Raw genomic sequence first — 16,688 nt, 5'->3', positions numbered from 1 at the left:
CACGTGCTCAGTTTCGCCCCCGTAATAACTCTACCGTCCGAAACGGCTTTCGCGCGTCAGGTCCACCCCACATGAAAGTTCCGCGAGCAGCACGGACGGAGAGGCCGGTCACAACTCCTTCGCGTGCTCTTTTACTACCGAATCAAGTGCCAAATGGAGAGGCACTGCCTTAGAGAACAGGAAGCCCTGCGCGGTTCTGCAGCCAAGCTTGTACAGAGTTTGCCGATCTGCCTCTGTTTCAACGCCCTCGGCCATGACCTCGATCCCGAGCGTCCTACCAAGATCAATCACCGCTTTGACAAGCAGCCGATTCTCCCGGGACTTGGCTAAGCCGCGAACGAAGCCCTGATCTATTTTCACCTTCCTGATCCGACTGTCCTTGAGCGATGCCAACGTCGAAAAACCGGTGCCGAAGTCATCGAGCGCGATAGAAATGCCAGCATGTGAAAGCCGGGCGAGCTTTTCATCCACTCTGTCCGGATCCACTGGGGCTTCTTCGGTAATCTCGATGTCGAACATCGTTGCAGGGAGGTCTTTTGCCGCCAGACCATTAAGAATCATCTCGTCAATATCGCCAGCTTCCAACTCGCACGGTGAAACATTCATCGCCACACGAACATCACGACGGTCAGCTTTGACCAAGCCCTCGATAAGAGCGCAACAGTCGGCGAATACCGTTTGAGTTAGCAGCTGAAGCATTCCAGTTTCGCGTGCCGCTGTCATGATCTCGGGCGGAGAAATGGGACCGTGAAGCGGGTGAGACCATCTTAGCAAGGCTTCAAAACTGACGACGGCTTCAGTTTCGAGTCTTACGATTGGCTGAAACCAAGCGACCAAGCTTCTCATCGTTATCGCCGAATGAAGATCGCGTTCGATTGACTGGCGGCGTTGCAACTCCCGGGCTAGCTCGGCATCGAACAGACAAAATTCATTCCTGCCGCGGCGCTTAGCTGTGTAAAGGGCGATGTCGGCCCGCAACAACATTTCCGTTAGTCCGGGGTTTTCAGCCAAGTAGATTCCTATAGACGCTCCAATGCGGACTGATGCGATCCCAGGATAGGGGCGAGCAAGCTTGGCTATGAGATTGGACGCGAGATTGGTGGGAGAAGGAGAATTCTTTCGCGAAGAAAAAACCAGCACGAATTCATCCCCACCGATGCGGGCGAGCGTTGAGCCCTCCGGTGCTTCTTCCTCTATTCGGCGGGCGATCCTGGCAAGCAGCTCGTCACCCGTTCTGTGACCGTAGGTATCGTTGACAGATTTGAACCCGTCCAGATCAATCAGCATGGCCACAAAGGGTCCATCGGTGTTCTCAAACTGATCGATTGCATGTTCGAGGCCCCGCCTGTTGAGGAGCGCGGTAAGATGGTCCTCCCTGGAATTGCGCTCCATTTCCGCGGCAAGCCGCTCGGCTTGATGTCTCAGGCGGCTCGCGTCACGGAAGCGCGCTTGTCCAACGAACGAGGATCGAACCAGGCCGCCCTCGAAAAGCAGGACGGCAAAAGCCAGAATGTAGTTTTCCGGGGCTCCCTTCGTCAGCAAACATGCGGCGGCAATGAGGAGTGGCGGTGTGATGAAGCATATCGCTGCCGCAGCATATGAGCTGCCGTACGTGACCGCGCCAGCTGAAATGCCCGCCAGAATTATTAGATGCAGCGATGCTTGAGACGTCGTGTATCCAGCCGTTAGGACGGCAAGGAATGACCAGGTGAATCCCGCCAGAAGAGCAAGCCTGCCAAACCAGCGAAGCCGCAGCCAAACCCGTGTCAGATCATCCTGGACTCCGGGTTCCTTCAGCTGATGACGGGCGAGTGCAAGGCGGGCGGCATTTATCGCATTAACGACCGAAAACCAGGCCGCGCCAGCAAGACCGTTCCCGGAAAGGGCCTGCACGGTCAAAATCAGCCCGGACAGCACAATGCTTATCGGCATTGAGACGAAAAGGCCTGCCCTCAGATCAGCGAGCTGGTCCTGAAGGATTCTCGCCTCCAGCGGATCTTCTTTTTCCAAGGCTGGACGGGTCAGCTTGCTTACTCCTGCTTGTCCGCAGCCTATGCAGCCCCCCTGAAGGACGGGTTAATTCTTCAATCGGAGATCAGCGTCGGGGAGCAGGATTACTCCGGTGCATCATGCACTCTCTCATCGCTCGCCCAGCACGCGCAAAAATGCGACTGCTGGTGCAGTATCACCGCTGGAGCTCCGCCGAAATCCCATGCCGGACAAGGGGAACATGTTGGGCAAAGCGAAGCCCCAGATGCCTTGCAAGCCGTGCCGCCAGGTGGTCTCTGGAGTAGAGTCCAACCAATATGTTCGTTGCATGGTAGAGCGGCGCCGCCGACAGGCGCAGCCGCCTTTCGTATATATGCAGCATGTCGGGGTCGCCAACATTGCGGCCGTCGCGGCACGCAGTCATGATTCCACGGGCGAGTTGCTTCTGGCTGCTGAGACCGATGTTGAATCCGTGAGCGGTCACCGGGTGCATGCCGATGGCAGCGTCGCCGATGAGTGCGGCGCTCGGCGCCCGGAATTTGTGCGCCCAGGTCGTGACCAGCGGATAGGTGTGGCGCTTGCTTGCCAAGGTCATTTTTCCAAGGCGCCCTCGACACCGTTTCGTCAACTCCGACAGGAACAAATCATCATCGAAGGCAAGCAGTCTATAGGCCTCGTTTGAGCGCAATGTGAGCAGCAGCGACGACATGCCCTCCGCGAGGGGCAATATCGCTATCGTCTGATGGTGATCGAACCATTCGATGGCGAACTGGTGGTGGGCGCGCTCGTGCCTCACTCGGCAAATCAGCATCGAGTGGCCAAGCCGGTTGATATCGGCGCCGATGCCTAGCAGATCACGCGTGGCGGACAAACGCGAATCCGCGGCAACAACCAGCCGAGCAGTTAAACGCGCGCCATTAGAGAGCGTTACGACTGCTCCTTCTTGGCTGTTTGTTGCATCGACGACCGAGTGGCCGCACAACAGCCGGGCGCGATCCTGCAAGCGGACGATTTTGAACAGCGCCTCGCGGATCCGGCAATTTGGAACCAAAACCCCCAGCGGTTCTCCAGAGTTGCTGGGAGGATCGAAACGAAGAGCGAATGCGCTCGAGCCGTTGAGCACGCGCGCGCCTTGAAGTGCTGATTTGTCCGAAGCCGGGATGACATCCCAGGCGCCGAGCTCGCGAAGGGTTCTGATCGAAGCGTTGGTCAGCGCGATTTCGCGACCATCGAAAGCCGGATTCGCCAGACTATCGAATGTGTTCTGTTCAACAACTGCCACCTTGAGTTCGCTTTGGGCAAGCGACGCAGCGAACGAAAGGCCGACCGGGCCGGCTCCAACGACAACGATGTCAAAATTATCGTCAGAGCCCATCAGCGTGCCGCCATCCGGTCGCCTATCCTCGTGTAACGGTGGAACTGAGCCGAGTGACATGAGCTCCGTGCCCGCCGCATTGCCTAAAGGCGCTGGGCCGGGAGATTCGCATCGATCGGCAACGAAGCACTCAAAGCGCTCAGAGGTGGATGCGGCTAACCGATCCCGCCCTTTCGCCGCGCAGCCGCGCAGATCGCCGCCAGCAAGCGAGACACTCGCGACGCTGGTCAGCGACGGCCGCGCCGCATCGATCGCCACATTCCACCTGGAACCCTTGCGCATACTACTCACGCTCCACGACGTCGAAGCGGGCTCTCTTGCGAGGGTGAGGGTATCGAACGTAGCGCTCTCTCTCGTCATCCCAGCCAAGGTAGCGGAAACTTTTATCCACGACCGCGCATATCTCATCAAGAACCTGCTGCATGGCTTCGATGTCGATGTCCTTGCAATTCAGTCGCCGATAGAGCAAAGCCCACGCGGCGACATAGTCGTCGAAATAGCGCGCGTCACTCGAACCAATGATCAACTTCGGACGGTTGATCGATTTCGAAAACGCACGTCCCAACCCCGATGATGCTCCGCAGCACGTTGACATCACGAGGATCTTCGGCGCTGGATGCGAGCCCTGGAACATTTTTACGAAGTCAGCCCAAAGAAGGCCACTTCGCCCACTGGACGAAGCGATCCCGTCACCATTGCCGTGCCCGGCGATGTGAAGCACGTCGCACTCCGCCTCCATCGCTCGTACTACAGCCTCACCAAATTTCGTTCGGTTCAACGCCATGTGGAGCTCCGCGCGGATGTTGACAGCCTTTAACAAGTGCTGCACGATCGGTCCCTCTTGCCTGTCGGCGAAGTAGTCATTTGCATTGTGGCAGTCGATGATGTGTACGGTGTTCATGGTACTCCAGCCGCTTGTTCGTTCATCGTCGTGACGAGCGGACACCACGCGCGCGGAACCGCGTGACGTGCGCTGGGTTCCGGTACCGTCGCATAGCCTCAAGGCGCGGGCCGGGAATCGGGATGGATCGGCAACGACGCACACAACCCATCAAAGGCGAAAGCTGTTGATCGGCCCCCTGTCCGCGCAGCCACGCGGATGGTCAGCCAGCAAGCGAGATACACACGACGCCGGTCAGCTAATGGCTGCGCCGTAAGCACAAGGCATGGCCGACCACACGACAGAAAACCCAGAACCGTGAAGGTGCTGATAATGACGACCAATCTTTCCGTAAGTCATGCATTTCTCCGTCGAAGACTGGTCAATAGACCACGCCGATGAGTATGACCCTGATCTGGATCAGCCAGACATGACCAATCGGCACTGGCGGTTCACGGTCAGGTGATCGACCGTGACGTTCCACTTTGGAACCCGTGCGCACATTGCCAAGCTCTCGTCCGGCCACGCGAGGTACTCTCGTGGCATCACACGCCTCATACTGGGTGCAATGGGAGGCAGTCCTTCGCACGACAGAGGCTTTTCACAAATGTAGTGTGCAGCTTAGGTCAAGATGGTCATGGAGCATGGAGCATGGAGCATGGACAGCTTGTTCCCGACCGAGCCGGCTCGACTGACGAGCGCGATCCGCGCATCTTATGCACAGCGGATTGAAATCAGCGTTCCGGTTTGTCGTCCCGATCAATTAGTATCCGCTCGGCGGCTCCGTCGAGATCTTCGTATTGACCGCTTCGCAATGCCCAGACGAAGCCGGACACACCCAGTGCACCCAGAAAAAGGGCCACTGGTATGAGATAGAGCAACGTCGTCACGAGGATTATGCCGAATAGCTGACTGCGGAGCGTCCGACTTTTTGAATAACTTGCAGCGTCGCATTCGCCCCGAAGCCGTGCAAGCGCAATGCGTTTCCAATAACAAGCACCGATGAGGCAGACATGGCAATCGCCGCTAACAAAGGCGTGGCGTGGCCCAGGATGGCGATCGGCACGGCGACGGCATTGTAGACGATCGCAATCGCGATGTTCTGGCGGATCAGGTGTCCCGCCTTGCGCGAGACGTCCAGCGCGAGAGGCACTGCCAGAAGGCTTTCGCGCAGGAATACGAAGTCGGCGGCATTGCGGCCAATGTCGGCGGCGGTGGCCGGAGCGATCGAGACATGCGCCGCGCTCAGCGCCGGCGTGTCGTTGAGGCCGTCGCCAACCATCAGAACCTTGTGTCCGTCTTTCGCCAGGGTCTCGATGCGCTCGACCTTGCCCGACGGCAGCAGGCACGGAACGAAGTCCTCGACACCCAGCATTCTTGCAACTTCACCGCAGGCACCTGCGGTATCGCCCGACAGCATTTGCATCGACACCCCAGTATCGTTCAATCGCTTGATCGCCGCCGCCGCGTCGGCGCGCAGCGCATCCTCGAAATCGAAGGTCGCGACAATGAACCCGTCTTTTGTCAGCACCGTTCCGCCATAGCCATGGTTGCCTTCACCACCGGTCCGGGCCTTCCATCCAGCCCATCCGCGTCGACCCAGCCGCCAGATGCTTCCGGCGACAGTGGCTTCGATCCCGAACCCCGGATGCTCTGTGACGGCATCGAATTTGTGTTGCCCGCCAGGAGCGGCAAAGCCGGTTATGGCCTTTGAAAACGGGTGACGCGAGTGCGCGGCCATGTCTGCCGCGATTGCCAGCATGGCCGGATCGATCGACGATGCATTGAGGAGCCGGGGTTGTCCGAGCGTGAGCGTTCCGGTCTTGTCGAACACTGCGTTATCAATCGTCGCCAGGCGCTCCATGGCCGAACCGTCCTTGACCATGATGCCGTTCTCGAACAGACGCCGCGCGGCGACCACCTGAACGATCGGTACGGCGAGGCCGAGCGCGCACGGGCAGGTGATGATCAGAACGGCAATGGCGATCGTCATCGCCCGGTGCCAGTCGCCCGTCGCCGCCATCCAACCCAGGAATGTCACGAAGGCGGTGAGATGAACCACGGGCGCGTAGAGTGCCGACACGCGATCAGCGATGCGGCGATAGTGCGCGCGACCGCCCTCTGCGGCTTCCATCAGCCGAACCATTTCGGCGAGGAACGAATCCTTCGCGGCGGCGGTCGCCTCGATCGTCAGCGGGCCGGTAAGATTGAGCACGCCGGCCTGCACGGCTTCGCCCGGCGCCACGTTTTTCGGCGCGCTTTCGCCTGAGGCCAGCGAGCAGTCGAGATCAGACGCTCCGTGGATGATCTTGCCGTCGACGGGGATCCTTTCACCGGCCGCGATCAGCAGCTGCATCCCCGGTTCGATCTCGCCAACCGGCAGATAGTCGCGCGCGCCATCGCCGCGCAGCACCATGGCGCCGCGTGCGGCCAGCTGCGACAGGCCTTTCACCGCGGTGCGGGCACGTTCGCGCATCACGTGATCCAACGTGCGGCCGATCAACAGGAAGAACAGCAGCGACACCGATGCATCGAAATAAGCGTGGTCGCCATGGTTGATCGTCTCATAGAGGCTCATGGCGTAGGCAAGGGATACTCCGACCGCGATCGGCACATCCATGTTCATGCGGCCGTGACGCAGCGCATTCCAGGCCGAGCGGAAGAAGATGCCGCAGGCGAAGGCGAGCGCTGGGATGGCGATCAATGCGGAGACCCAGTGAAACAGGTCGCGGGTAGCCCCTTCGGCCCCGGACCAGACAGAGACCGAAAGCAGCATGATATTGCCCGCCGCGAACCCGGCAACCGCGACGGCGCGGATCAACTCCGAAAGCGTCCTGTCCTTTTCATCAATCTCGGGGGCGAAGAGATGCGCCTGGTAGCCGAGCCGTCCAAGCGCGGCGACGAACGGTGGAACCTCGTCGCCACGCCAGCGGACCGAGACCCGTTTCGTCGACAGGTTGACGCGGGCGCTCTCGACGCGATCGAGCGTTCCCAACGCCGTCTCGATCGTCTGGATACAAGCTGCGCAATGAACGCTCGGCACCGAAAGATCGGTTTGGCGGAGATCATCTCCAAGCGATCGGCTCGCCAGCCTGATCTCTTGACTAGACGGCAGGACCGACGTGGTGCTGCCCAGATCAAGCGCCATTTCGGCGCCCGGTGCACAACAACTCATTGCAGCGCTCCATGGGAAATCATGATCCTGCGGACGTCGCGATACGGTTTATCCAGACCGGCGTCGGCGTCGACTTCGACAATCCAGACGCCGTCCTTCGGCATGTGCTGGGCTGCGAATTCCTGGCCCGAGGCGGGTGCGAGGGTGACCGACTTGTCCTCCTTCTCGTACGCGGGATGGCGAAACAGCATTTTGACGCCGTGCAAGGGAACCGGCTTGCCGGCGGCGTCGGTGAGGCCGTAGCGAACTTCGCCCCATGCAATGGTCAGCTTGCCGGTCCAGCCAAGGGCTGCCTGCGCGCGCCCCTCCTCGGCCTGCTTGTTGAATTGCTGGCTCGCCACATAGGTGTTTTCGACGACGAGGCCAGTCCAGCTTGTGCTGGCGAGCGTTGCCATGGTCAGATTGACCGCGATGACCACGCCGAAAAAGGCCAGGATGATGACCAGCATGTGCCTGCCGGTGAATTCACGAGGCTTTTGTACATTGGCAGTCATTTGGGGGGCTCCGGCGCGTTGAAGGTGGCGGTGTACTCGTTCGACTCGAAGCTGGCTCTGTCCTCGACGCGGAACTTGAAGGTCTGTGCCGGAGCGCGGATCTGGTCCGCCGGCTGGCGAACGAAGACCCTCAGCATTTTCAGGCGGTCGGGTTCGACCGGAATGGCGAAGGAACGGCCTGCGGGGATGTCGTCGCCGACGACGACCATGTCAGCGCCTTCAAGGCCCTGCATGGTTACGACGATCGTCCTCGGCTCGGGGATCATGTTGAGCAGCTTGACGGTATAGCCATTGCGGATGGATCCGTCGGTCAGCGTGACGAATTGCGGATTGCGGTCATGCAGCACGTTGACTTCGAGCCGATCGCGCGTCAGCAGCGAACAGAGCAGGCCGAGGCCGATCAGCGACCACAAGCCCATGTAGACGTAGGTGCGCGGCCGAAAGATCTTGCTGACATGGAAATGCGCCACCTTGTCGGAGAACAGGCCATCAGCGGTCCTGACCAGCGACGGATTGATTGAACTGAAGCCGCCCGCGGTCGCCAGCATCATGTTGGCGTTGTAGTCGGAGAGCGTCGCGTAGGCGATCAGCCCGCGCTCCTTGCCGAGCTTGTCCATGACACCGTCGCAGGCGTCTATGCAGAGCGCGCAGGTGATGCATTCGAGCTGCTGGCCGTCGCGAATGTCGATCCCCATCGGGCAGACCGCGACACAGGCATTGCAGTCGACGCAGTCGCCGACGGACTGCCCTGCAGCTTGCACCTTCTTCGCATGACGCGAACGCGGTTCGCCGCGCCAGTCATTATAGGTGACGGTGAGCGAACTTTCGTCGAGCATCGCTGCCTGGATGCGCGGCCATGGGCACATGTAGGTGCAGACCTGCTCGCGCATCAGACCGCCGAACGTGTAGGTGGTAGCCGTCAGCACGGCGACAGTGATGTAGGCGACGGGTGGCGCGGTGCCGGTGAAGAGTTCGCCAACCAGCGTCGGCGCATCGGCAAAATAGAAAATCCAGGCGCCGCCGGTCGCCGCACCGATGACCAGCCAGACGGCGTGCTTCGATAAGCGCAGCATCAGCTTGCGGGCGGTCCAGGGGCCTGCATCGAGTTTCATGCGAGCGTTACGGTCGCCCTCTATCGCACGTTCGACGACGAGGAACAGATCGACCCACACCGTCTGAGGGCATGCATAGCCGCACCAGGCACGGCCGACAGTCGAGGTGATCAGGAAAAGACCGACGCCCGCCATGACCAGGAGGCCGGCCACATAGAAGAATTCCTGGGGCCATATCTCGATGAAGAAGAAGTAGAAGCGCCGGTTCGCGAGATCGAGCAGGACTGCCTGGTCCGGGGCAAATGGACCGCGAGCCCAAGGCAGCCACGCAGCCAGGTAATAGATGCCAAGTGTGATCGTCATCACCAGCCATTTGAAGCGACGAAAGTTGCCCGAGGCGCGCTTCGGAAAGATCTTTTGACGCGCGGCATAAAGCGGCTTGCGGGTTTTGGCGGAATTGACAGTTTCTGTTTCGAGCCCTGTCAACTGCGTCTTGTCACGCATGTGCAACTCCACTTTCCCAGCCAATGTCAGGGGCACCTGTCGTAAAGCCTCGCCGTAGGATAGCCTTGCCGGGTTGTGCAGATCGCATTAGGGATGGTGTCGAGGCCCGGCTCACGCCGGGCCTCGTCCGCTTGGCAGGGGGGACCGAAGAATAGGACCTTCCATTCCTATTCTCCGCCGCCAAGCGAATGGACATAAACTGCAAGTTCCTTGACCTTGATCTCGCCGAGACGGCCAACCCAGGCCGGCATGACGCCCTGTTTTGGCGCACGGACCTGTGCGGCGATGGCTGTCTCACCGGATCCATAGAGCCAGATCGCATCGGTCAGGTCGGGGGCGCCGAATTCCCTGTTGCCTTTTGCATTGTCGCCGTGACAGGCCACGCAATTCTCGGCAAAGACCTTGGCGCCGGGTTGGATCAGACTTGCATCGCGGACCTTGCCGGAAAGGCTGGCCACGTAGGCGCTGACTTGTGCGATCTGGTCGGCGGTAATGATGTCGCCGAAGGCCGGCATTTCCGACAGGCGCGTGTCCGGATCGGATGCGAAGCGGATGCCGTGCGTAATCGTCTGCTGGATCTGCTCGGCCTTGCCGCCCCACAGCCAGTCGTCGTCGTTGAGATTGGGAAAGCCCTTGGAACCCTGGGCGCCGGAGCCATGACATTGTACGCAATTGACCTTGAAAGCGGCGCCACCGGCGGCGATTGCGAATTCGCGCAGGCCGTCGTCCGCGGCGATTTCCGAGACGCTCTTGGACTCCACCGCCGAGATATATTTGCCCTTGGCGGCCTCAGCCGCGGTCAGCTCGTTCCTGACCTCGTTGCGGCTGGAATAGCCGAGCACACCCGTTGTCGCCGAGTGCAACAGAGGCCATGCTGGATAGGCAATGGTGTAGCCTATCGCCCAGACAATGGTGACGTAAAAAGTGATAACCCACCATCTGGGAAGCGGGTTGTTCAGCTCCCGGATACCATCCCATTCGTGACCGGTGGTCGAGACGCCAGAGATTTCATCGATATGCTCGTCGCTCATGATCACTCGTCCTCGAGCGGAATGCGGGCCGCTTCGTCGGCCAGCCTTCGGCTGCCGGGGCGTAGGGCAAAGGCGATGCACCCCACGAAGAACAGCGCCATCGCAACCAGGCCCCAGCTGTCGGCAAACGCCCGCATCAAATTGTAGGTCATCAGCGTTCTCCTCAGCGGTAGCCGGCGGCTTCGTCGTAATTTTTGAAGTCGACCAGTGTGCCAAGCATCTGCAGGTAGGCGAGCAGGGCATCCATTTCGGTGACCTGTTGCGGGTTGCCGTCGAAGTCGCCGATCTTGGCTTTTGGGTAACGCGCCTCAAGGCCTGATGTGTCGGCATTGGGATCGGCCTGCGCCGCCAGATCCGCATTGGCGTGGGCGATCATGTCATCGGTGTAAGGGACGGCTACAAGCCTGTTGGCGACCAGATGCGTCGAGAAATCCTTCACGTCGATCGGCGTGTCTTTCAGGAACCCATAGCTCGGCATGATCGATTCCGGCACCACCGAGCGCGGGTCGGTAAGATGCGCGACATGCCATGCATTCGAGTAGCGGTCGCCAACTCTGGCGAGATCCGGCCCGGTGCGCTTCGATCCCCACTGGAAGGGGTGATCGTACATGGACTCGGCAGCCAGGCTGTAGTGGCCATAGCGCTCAACTTCGTCGCGGAACGGCCTGATCATCTGGCTATGACAGAGGTAGCAGCCCTCGCGCATATAGATGTTGCGCCCGACAAGTTCGAGCGGCGAATAGGGGCGCATGCCTTCCACCTTCTCGATCGTGTTGTCGAGATAGAAGAGAGGCGCGATCTCGACGATGCCGCCGACCGTCACCACGAGCAGCGAGCCAACGAGAAGAAGCGTGGCGTTCTTCTCGATGATTGCGTGTTTGTCCATCAAGCCCATTACCTGGCTCCTGATCGCGCAGGTCGGATGGCGACGGGGCTCGGCATCGGCTCCTCCTCGCGCTGGTGGCCGAGGATGGTCCTGGTGATGTTCCAGGCCATGATCAGGGCGCCGGAGAGGTACATGGCGCCGCCGATGGCGCGCATGACATAGTAGGGGTGCATGGCGGCGACGGTTTCGGCGAAGGAGTAGACCAGGAAGCCCTGCTCGCCATATTCGCGCCACATCAGGCCCTGCATGATGCCGGACACCCACATCACCGCGGCGTAGACGACGATCCCGAGTGTCGCCAGCCAGAAGTGCCAGGTGACGAGCCTCAGCGAGTAGAGCCGTTGACGGTTCCAGAGCTTCGGGACCATGTAGTAGATCGCGCCGAACGAGATCATGCCGACCCAGCCGAGCGCACCCGAATGGACGTGCCCGATGGTCCAGTCGGTATAATGCGACAGCGAATTGACCGCCCGGATCGCCATGATGGGGCCTTCGAAGGTCGACATGCCATAGAAGGCGACGGCCATCACCATCATGCGGATGATCGGATCGGTGCGCAGCTTGTCCCAGGCGCCGGACAGCGTCATCAGGCCGTTGATCATGCCGCCCCAGGACGGCATCCACAGCATGATCGAGAACACCATGCCGAGCGTCTGCGCCCAATCGGGCAAGGCGGTGTAGTGCAGGTGATGCGGCCCGGCCCAGATGTAGAGAAAGATGATAGCCCAGAAATGGACGATCGACAGCCGGTACGAATAGACTGGCCGGTTCGCCTGCTTGGGCACGAAATAATACATCATGCCGAGGAAGCCGGCGGTGAGAAAGAAGCCGACCGCGTTGTGGCCGTACCACCATTGCGTCAAGGCGTCCTGGACCCCTGAAAAGGCGGAGTAGCTCTTGGAGCCCAGGAACGAGACTGGTATGGACAGGTTGTTGACCACATGCAGCATCGCGATGGTCACGATGAACGACAGGTAGAACCAGTTGGCCACGTAGATATGCGGTTCCTTGCGCTTCAGGATCGTGCCAAGGAACAGAATGAGGTAGGCGACCCAGACGATGGTCAGCCAGACATCCACATACCATTCGGGTTCGGCGTACTCGCGGCCCTCGGTGATGCCGAGCAGGTAGCCGGTCGCGGCCATGACGATGAACAGCTGGTAGCCCCAGAAGACGAACCAGGCGAGATCACGGCCGAAGAGGCGCGCGCGGCAGGTGCGCTGCACGACATACAGAGACGTGCAAAGCAGCGCGTTGCCGCCGAAGGCGAAAACGACACCGGATGTGTGCAACGGCCGCAAACGACCGAAATTGAACCAGGGCTGGATGTTGAGATCGGGGTAGGCGAGCTGCAGCGCGATCACCACGCCGACCAGCATGCCGACGACACCCCAGAACACGGTGGCGATCGCGCCGTAGCGGATCGGACCATCCATGTAAGCGGATGGGTCAATCGGAGCTGCTGGCCTGAACTCCGTGTTGCGCAACAGGATCGCAGTGAAACCAGCCACTGCGAAGAACAACACCCACATGTGTCGGCGGAAAGGTTCATCCACGCCGAAGCCGGCGGCCACCAGGGCCGCAAAAGCGAACACGCTTAGAAGGACGATCTCTGTGCCGAATTTCATTGCAGATCCCGATCTCGAATCTGGTGGATGCCAAATCCGCAGCGCACTAATCGCGCAGCCGCCGCCCCCTCGCCCTGATCTATGTCAGGCCGCACGATTTTGTGCGGCGCAATCAGCAGGTGGCGAATGAACGAGGAACGCAGCGCGGGCTCACTCCCTCATGGAAGGCGTTCCCTGGGTTGGGCGGGCGCAGACGCGATCGCTGAGGCGAAAGCTGAGGCTCTGCGCGCGTTGGATGCTATTGCCGATGCCCTGCCAAACGTTGTTCGGATCCCATTGGAAACGAACGCGATCGTTCCGCCGAGCCGTGGCAGATTAAGGACCATGCTTCGCCGGTATGTGCCGAAACACACCTGGCGATTGGTCACGTTCCTATCAAAGCCCGAAAGCTGTTTGTCTCGACAACCGTGACGCCGCTTCGTCGAAGGCGCGGCGACATCGCATTAAAAGGCAAACACGGCCCGCCCCGGAGTCATGCGACATGGCCTCGCCGCTTAGGGCCGCTCGCGTCCGCCGCCACAGCGCTTCTCCAGACGGCTTATGCTGTCCACCGTCACATGGCGTGCGTTCTCAATCCGAATCACCCCGTCAGCCCGCAATCGCGTCAGTTGGCGGCTCACGGTCTCGCTGGTGATTCCAAGGAAATCAGACATTTCGGCACGCGTCAGCGGCAGATCGAAGGAGGCCGACCCGGAAGCCGCATCGAGACTGGAATCGATATTCCGGGCCATCATGAGGAGAAAAGTCGCCACCTTTTCCGGAGCTGTCTTGCGCCCCAGCGTCACCATCCACTCGCGCGCCTCATCGAGTTCATTCAGCGTCTGTTTGAGCAGGCGATGCTCGAATTCCCGTGACGCCTTCATCATCCGTTCGACGGCCGCTCGCGGAAACGAACACAGCGTGACTGCTGTTGCCGCTTCCGCATTGATCGAGCTTTCCTCCTTGAAAGGACGTCCCAGAAAATCCGGTGCAAACTGGAGACCGACGATCTGCTGGCGCCCATCCGACAGGCTCTTTGATAGCTTTACCACGCCTGAAAGCACGTTGGAGTAGCTGTCGACGTTCTGTGCCTCGCCGGTCAACTCCATTCCTGACTCGATCCGGCGACGCGAGCAAGTCTTGGCGAGCCCAACCAAATTGTCTGGATCGAGCGCACCGCAGACACCGCGACGCCGTGCCTCGCAAGGGAAGCAAAGAACAGGAATGCCGGAACTATGAATGTCTTGCCGAAAGGTCATGCGTTCGCCTTACCCGATCCTAACTGCCGGCAGGATACCCATCCAGGGTAGAGAAATCCTGCGGCGGTTTGTCCATGAGCGCGGCTGATCGAGATCAGGGTCTGCTTCAGCGATGCGTGCAGTGTTCCGGCGGGCAACACGGTGAACGCGAGATGCAATCGGAAATAGCTGTCAAACTCAGCGAGAACGTCCCACGCTACACCAGCTATCCGACGGCGCCGCATTTCCATTCGGGGATCGATGCTGCCATTTACCGTGGCTGGTTGGAGACGCTGGAAAGCGGCGACGAAATCTCGCTGTACCTGCACATTCCTTACTGCGACAAGCTCTGCTGGTTCTGCGCCTGCCACACCAAGCAGACGCACCAATATGAGCCGGTGGCCGCTTATCTGCGCTCGCTGAATGCCGAAATCGTCACGATTGCCGGTCTGGTGAGCGGCAAGGCACATGTCCGTGCAATCCACTTCGGTGGCGGTTCGCCAACTATTCTGAGGCCCGATGATATGGTTGCTCTTGGAGCGGCCTTGCGGGACAGCTTCGACCTTCTCCCGGATGCTACGGTCAGCATCGAAATCGAAACCAACGACATGGACAAGGCGCGCCTTGATGCACTTGCTCAAATCGGCGTAACGCGGGCGAGCCTCGGCGTGCAGGATTTCGATCCGCAAGTGCAAAAAGCAATTAATCGTGAGCAGAGTTTTTTGCAGACCAAGGCAGTCGTCGACGGGGTTCGTTCGCGGGGCGTCGAATCGGTCAATCTGGACCTGCTCTACGGGCTCCCGAATCAGACACGCGAGACGATCTGTTCCACGGTGGCGCAGGCACTGACCTTGGAGCCAGACCGGATGGCCCTGTTCGGCTACGCACATGTGCCCTGGTTCAAGAAGCATCAGACGATGATCGACGAGGCATGGCTGCCGAGTCCCACTGAGCGTTTCGCCCAATCTCAACTCGCGGCGCGGGCAATTGTCGCCAAGGGATATGAGGCAATAGGACTCGATCATTTCGCGAAGCCCGACGATGCGCTGGCCATAGCGGCCCGCGCAGGGGTTTTGCATCGCAATTTTCAGGGCTACACTGAGGATCGCTGCCCGACACTGATCGGACTTGGCCCTTCGTCCATCGGTCGTTTTCGCCAAGGCTACGTGCAGAACATGGCTTCGACTGCCGGGTACGGGCGCATGGTTGCGGATGGCGGGTTGGCTGCCGTCCGCGGCGTTGCCCTTTCCGACGACGATCGCGTCCGTGGCTGGATCATCGAGCGGCTGATGTGTGATTTTGCCTTCTCGGCAGTCGACCTGGTGGAGCGGTTCGGCAAAGCCGGCGAGCAGCTCCTTCATCGCTCGAGGTCCATCGCACTCCACGATCCTGCCCGAGCGCTTGAATTCGATGGTGACAGTTTCCTCGTACGGACTGAAAGTCGCCCCTTCATTCGAACCATCGCGGCCAAGTTCGATACATATTTCAAAGGGGGAACGGCGAGGCACTCGGTGGCGGTCTGAGCAAAGCACAGTGCGCTCGCCGTTTGGTCGATCGGCGAACCAGCTGCGTTCGTTTTGACCGCTCATAGGCGACTACCGCATCAAATCGTCGACCGTGAACAATCCGAGCCCTAAGCGGCGACCGGCTTCGGCCGGATTTGAAGCAGGGCAATCAAGAGCGACAAAAACCCCTTCAGCCACCTGAGCAGGAGGGAGAAGTTGTAGCCGGCGGCGGCCAGGATGGCGTTGAGGGTGTCGCCCTGCTGGCCGGCGAGGTAGTTGCGGCCCATTCTGTGTTCGCTCTTGATGTGGCCGATGACGGGCTCGACCGCCGACCGCCGTCGCATCTGGCGCTTGATGGCTGGGGTGACGCGGCGTTTCTGGCCCGCGGTGAAGACCCTGAGCTTGTGGCTCTGCGGTGCGTTGTGGCCGCGATAGCCGGCGTCGGCGAGGATGCGGCCGATCTCGTTGCCGATGGTCTTTTCCATGTCGGGGATGACGCTTGCCAGCGTGTGGCCGTCATAGGGATTGCCGGGCAGTGCTTTTGCATGCAGGGCGAACTGGCCGCCCCTGGAGCGCTTCAGCGTGGTGGCCACCGACACCTTCACCCCGAACTCGTAGGGCGCATGCGCCTTGCCCTTGCCGATGCATTCCACCTCGTGTGCGTGCAGGCTGTAGATCTTGCGGCCGCGCTGGCGCTGGCGTTGCTCGAGAACGGTGGCGGCCTGGTAGAGCGGCCATTTGAACAGCGCGTCCAGCCCCTGATCGCCGGCGATCTGGCGACCAATGTCGCGAATGGTCCGGCCGAGATAGGTCTTGAGCTTGCGTAGCGCCTTGTTGGCCCGCTTGAACTGCTTGGCGTGGGCATAGCGCTGGTGGCTGATCAGCGCCAGCTTGCCGACCCGCACATAACTCTGGCGCAAATGGAGACCCGTCCTCTTGGCCAGCCGCACCA

Annotated in this window: 14 protein-coding genes; 1 reads left to right on the top strand and 13 read right to left on the bottom strand. The window is 60.3% G+C overall.

Annotated features, from left to right (window positions below):
• Nucleotides 1–108: 108 nt before the first annotated feature.
• The 12 genes from EN845_RS16395 to EN845_RS16340 all read right to left on the bottom strand — a co-directional run bounded on the left by EN845_RS16395 (nt 109) and on the right by EN845_RS16340 (nt 14,252).
• Complete coding sequence (locus tag EN845_RS16395) at nt 109–2,010, bottom strand: EAL domain-containing protein (protein WP_082826564.1); 1,902 nt, start codon at nt 2,008–2,010, stop codon at nt 109–111.
• A 175-nt stretch (nt 2,011–2,185) separates the two neighbouring features.
• Complete coding sequence (gene ubiM, locus EN845_RS16390; RefSeq protein WP_189340299.1) at nt 2,186–3,367, bottom strand: 5-demethoxyubiquinol-8 5-hydroxylase UbiM; 1,182 nt, start codon at nt 3,365–3,367, stop codon at nt 2,186–2,188.
• A 280-nt stretch (nt 3,368–3,647) separates the two neighbouring features.
• Nucleotides 3,648–4,265, bottom strand: a complete 618-nt coding sequence (locus EN845_RS16385) for a hypothetical protein (RefSeq protein WP_127247245.1) — start codon at nt 4,263–4,265, stop codon at nt 3,648–3,650.
• 713 nt (nt 4,266–4,978) lie between these two features.
• Nucleotides 4,979–5,134, bottom strand: a complete 156-nt coding sequence (gene ccoS, locus EN845_RS16380; protein WP_081714250.1) for a cbb3-type cytochrome oxidase assembly protein CcoS — start codon at nt 5,132–5,134, stop codon at nt 4,979–4,981.
• Nucleotides 5,135–5,139: 5 nt separating this feature from the next.
• On the bottom strand, nt 5,140–7,419 hold the full coding sequence (locus EN845_RS16375; RefSeq protein WP_127872164.1) for a cation-translocating P-type ATPase: 2,280 nt from the start codon (nt 7,417–7,419) through the stop codon (nt 5,140–5,142).
• Complete coding sequence (locus EN845_RS16370) at nt 7,416–7,913, bottom strand: FixH family protein (RefSeq protein WP_127309308.1); 498 nt, start codon at nt 7,911–7,913, stop codon at nt 7,416–7,418. The genes EN845_RS16375 and EN845_RS16370 overlap by 4 nt, the downstream gene beginning before the upstream one ends.
• Nucleotides 7,910–9,469 (bottom strand): cytochrome c oxidase accessory protein CcoG, encoded by a 1,560-nt coding sequence (gene ccoG, locus EN845_RS16365; protein ID WP_127309307.1) that lies wholly within the window; start codon nt 9,467–9,469, stop codon nt 7,910–7,912. Before ccoG ends, EN845_RS16370 begins: the two co-directional genes overlap by 4 nt.
• Before the next feature lie 167 nt (nt 9,470–9,636).
• Nucleotides 9,637–10,500 (bottom strand): cytochrome-c oxidase, cbb3-type subunit III, encoded by an 864-nt coding sequence (ccoP, locus tag EN845_RS16360; RefSeq protein ID WP_063169223.1) that lies wholly within the window; start codon nt 10,498–10,500, stop codon nt 9,637–9,639.
• 2 nt (nt 10,501–10,502) lie between these two features.
• Entirely contained in the window at nt 10,503–10,652 is a 150-nt protein-coding gene (locus tag EN845_RS16355) for a cbb3-type cytochrome c oxidase subunit 3 (RefSeq protein WP_024502864.1), read from the bottom strand.
• A gap of 11 nt (nt 10,653–10,663) precedes the next feature.
• A complete protein-coding gene (ccoO, locus tag EN845_RS16350) occupies nt 10,664–11,395 on the bottom strand; it encodes a cytochrome-c oxidase, cbb3-type subunit II (protein ID WP_063169224.1) in 732 nt (243 codons plus the stop codon).
• On the bottom strand, nt 11,395–13,014 hold the full coding sequence (ccoN, locus tag EN845_RS16345) for a cytochrome-c oxidase, cbb3-type subunit I (RefSeq protein WP_024502862.1): 1,620 nt from the start codon (nt 13,012–13,014) through the stop codon (nt 11,395–11,397). The genes ccoO and ccoN overlap by 1 nt, the downstream gene beginning before the upstream one ends.
• A gap of 494 nt (nt 13,015–13,508) precedes the next feature.
• Nucleotides 13,509–14,252 carry a Crp/Fnr family transcriptional regulator gene (locus EN845_RS16340; RefSeq protein ID WP_024502861.1) on the bottom strand — a complete coding sequence of 248 codons (744 nt, stop codon included), beginning with the start codon at nt 14,250–14,252 and terminating at the stop codon, nt 13,509–13,511.
• Nucleotides 14,253–14,404: 152 nt separating this feature from the next.
• Between EN845_RS16340 and hemN the strand changes: the two genes are divergently transcribed.
• Complete coding sequence (hemN, locus tag EN845_RS16335; RefSeq protein WP_063169226.1) at nt 14,405–15,754, top strand: oxygen-independent coproporphyrinogen III oxidase; 1,350 nt, start codon at nt 14,405–14,407, stop codon at nt 15,752–15,754.
• 110 nt (nt 15,755–15,864) lie between these two features.
• Here hemN and EN845_RS16330 read toward each other — a convergent pair.
• Nucleotides 15,865–16,688, bottom strand: an 824-nt coding sequence (locus EN845_RS16330; protein WP_145972538.1) for a transposase, incomplete at its 5' end; no start/stop codon positions are given.

Origin of the sequence: Mesorhizobium sp. M8A.F.Ca.ET.202.01.1.1, from assembly GCF_004791595.1 — a bacterium.
Taxonomy (GTDB): Bacteria; Pseudomonadota; Alphaproteobacteria; order Rhizobiales; family Rhizobiaceae; genus Mesorhizobium.
This window is presented reverse-complemented; position numbering and strand designations above follow the sequence as displayed.

Excerpts from the sequence above, each read along its gene's own strand:
- EN845_RS16385 (WP_127247245.1), bottom strand. The coding sequence starts at position 4,265 with ATGAACACCGTACACATCATCGACTGCCACAATGCAAATGACTACTTC.
- EN845_RS16375 (WP_127872164.1), bottom strand. The coding sequence starts at position 7,419 with ATGAGTTGTTGTGCACCGGGCGCCGAAATGGCGCTTGATCTGGGCAGC.
- EN845_RS16370 (WP_127309308.1), bottom strand. The coding sequence starts at position 7,913 with ATGACTGCCAATGTACAAAAGCCTCGTGAATTCACCGGCAGGCACATG.
- ccoG (WP_127309307.1), bottom strand. The coding sequence starts at position 9,469 with ATGCGTGACAAGACGCAGTTGACAGGGCTCGAAACAGAAACTGTCAAT.
- ccoP (WP_063169223.1), bottom strand. The coding sequence starts at position 10,500 with ATGAGCGACGAGCATATCGATGAAATCTCTGGCGTCTCGACCACCGGT.
- EN845_RS16355 (WP_024502864.1), bottom strand. The coding sequence starts at position 10,652 with ATGACCTACAATTTGATGCGGGCGTTTGCCGACAGCTGGGGCCTGGTT.
- ccoO (WP_063169224.1), bottom strand. The coding sequence starts at position 11,395 with ATGGGCTTGATGGACAAACACGCAATCATCGAGAAGAACGCCACGCTT.
- ccoN (WP_024502862.1), bottom strand. The coding sequence starts at position 13,014 with ATGAAATTCGGCACAGAGATCGTCCTTCTAAGCGTGTTCGCTTTTGCG.
- EN845_RS16340 (WP_024502861.1), bottom strand. The coding sequence starts at position 14,252 with ATGACCTTTCGGCAAGACATTCATAGTTCCGGCATTCCTGTTCTTTGC.
- hemN (WP_063169226.1), top strand. The coding sequence starts at position 14,405 with ATGCAATCGGAAATAGCTGTCAAACTCAGCGAGAACGTCCCACGCTAC.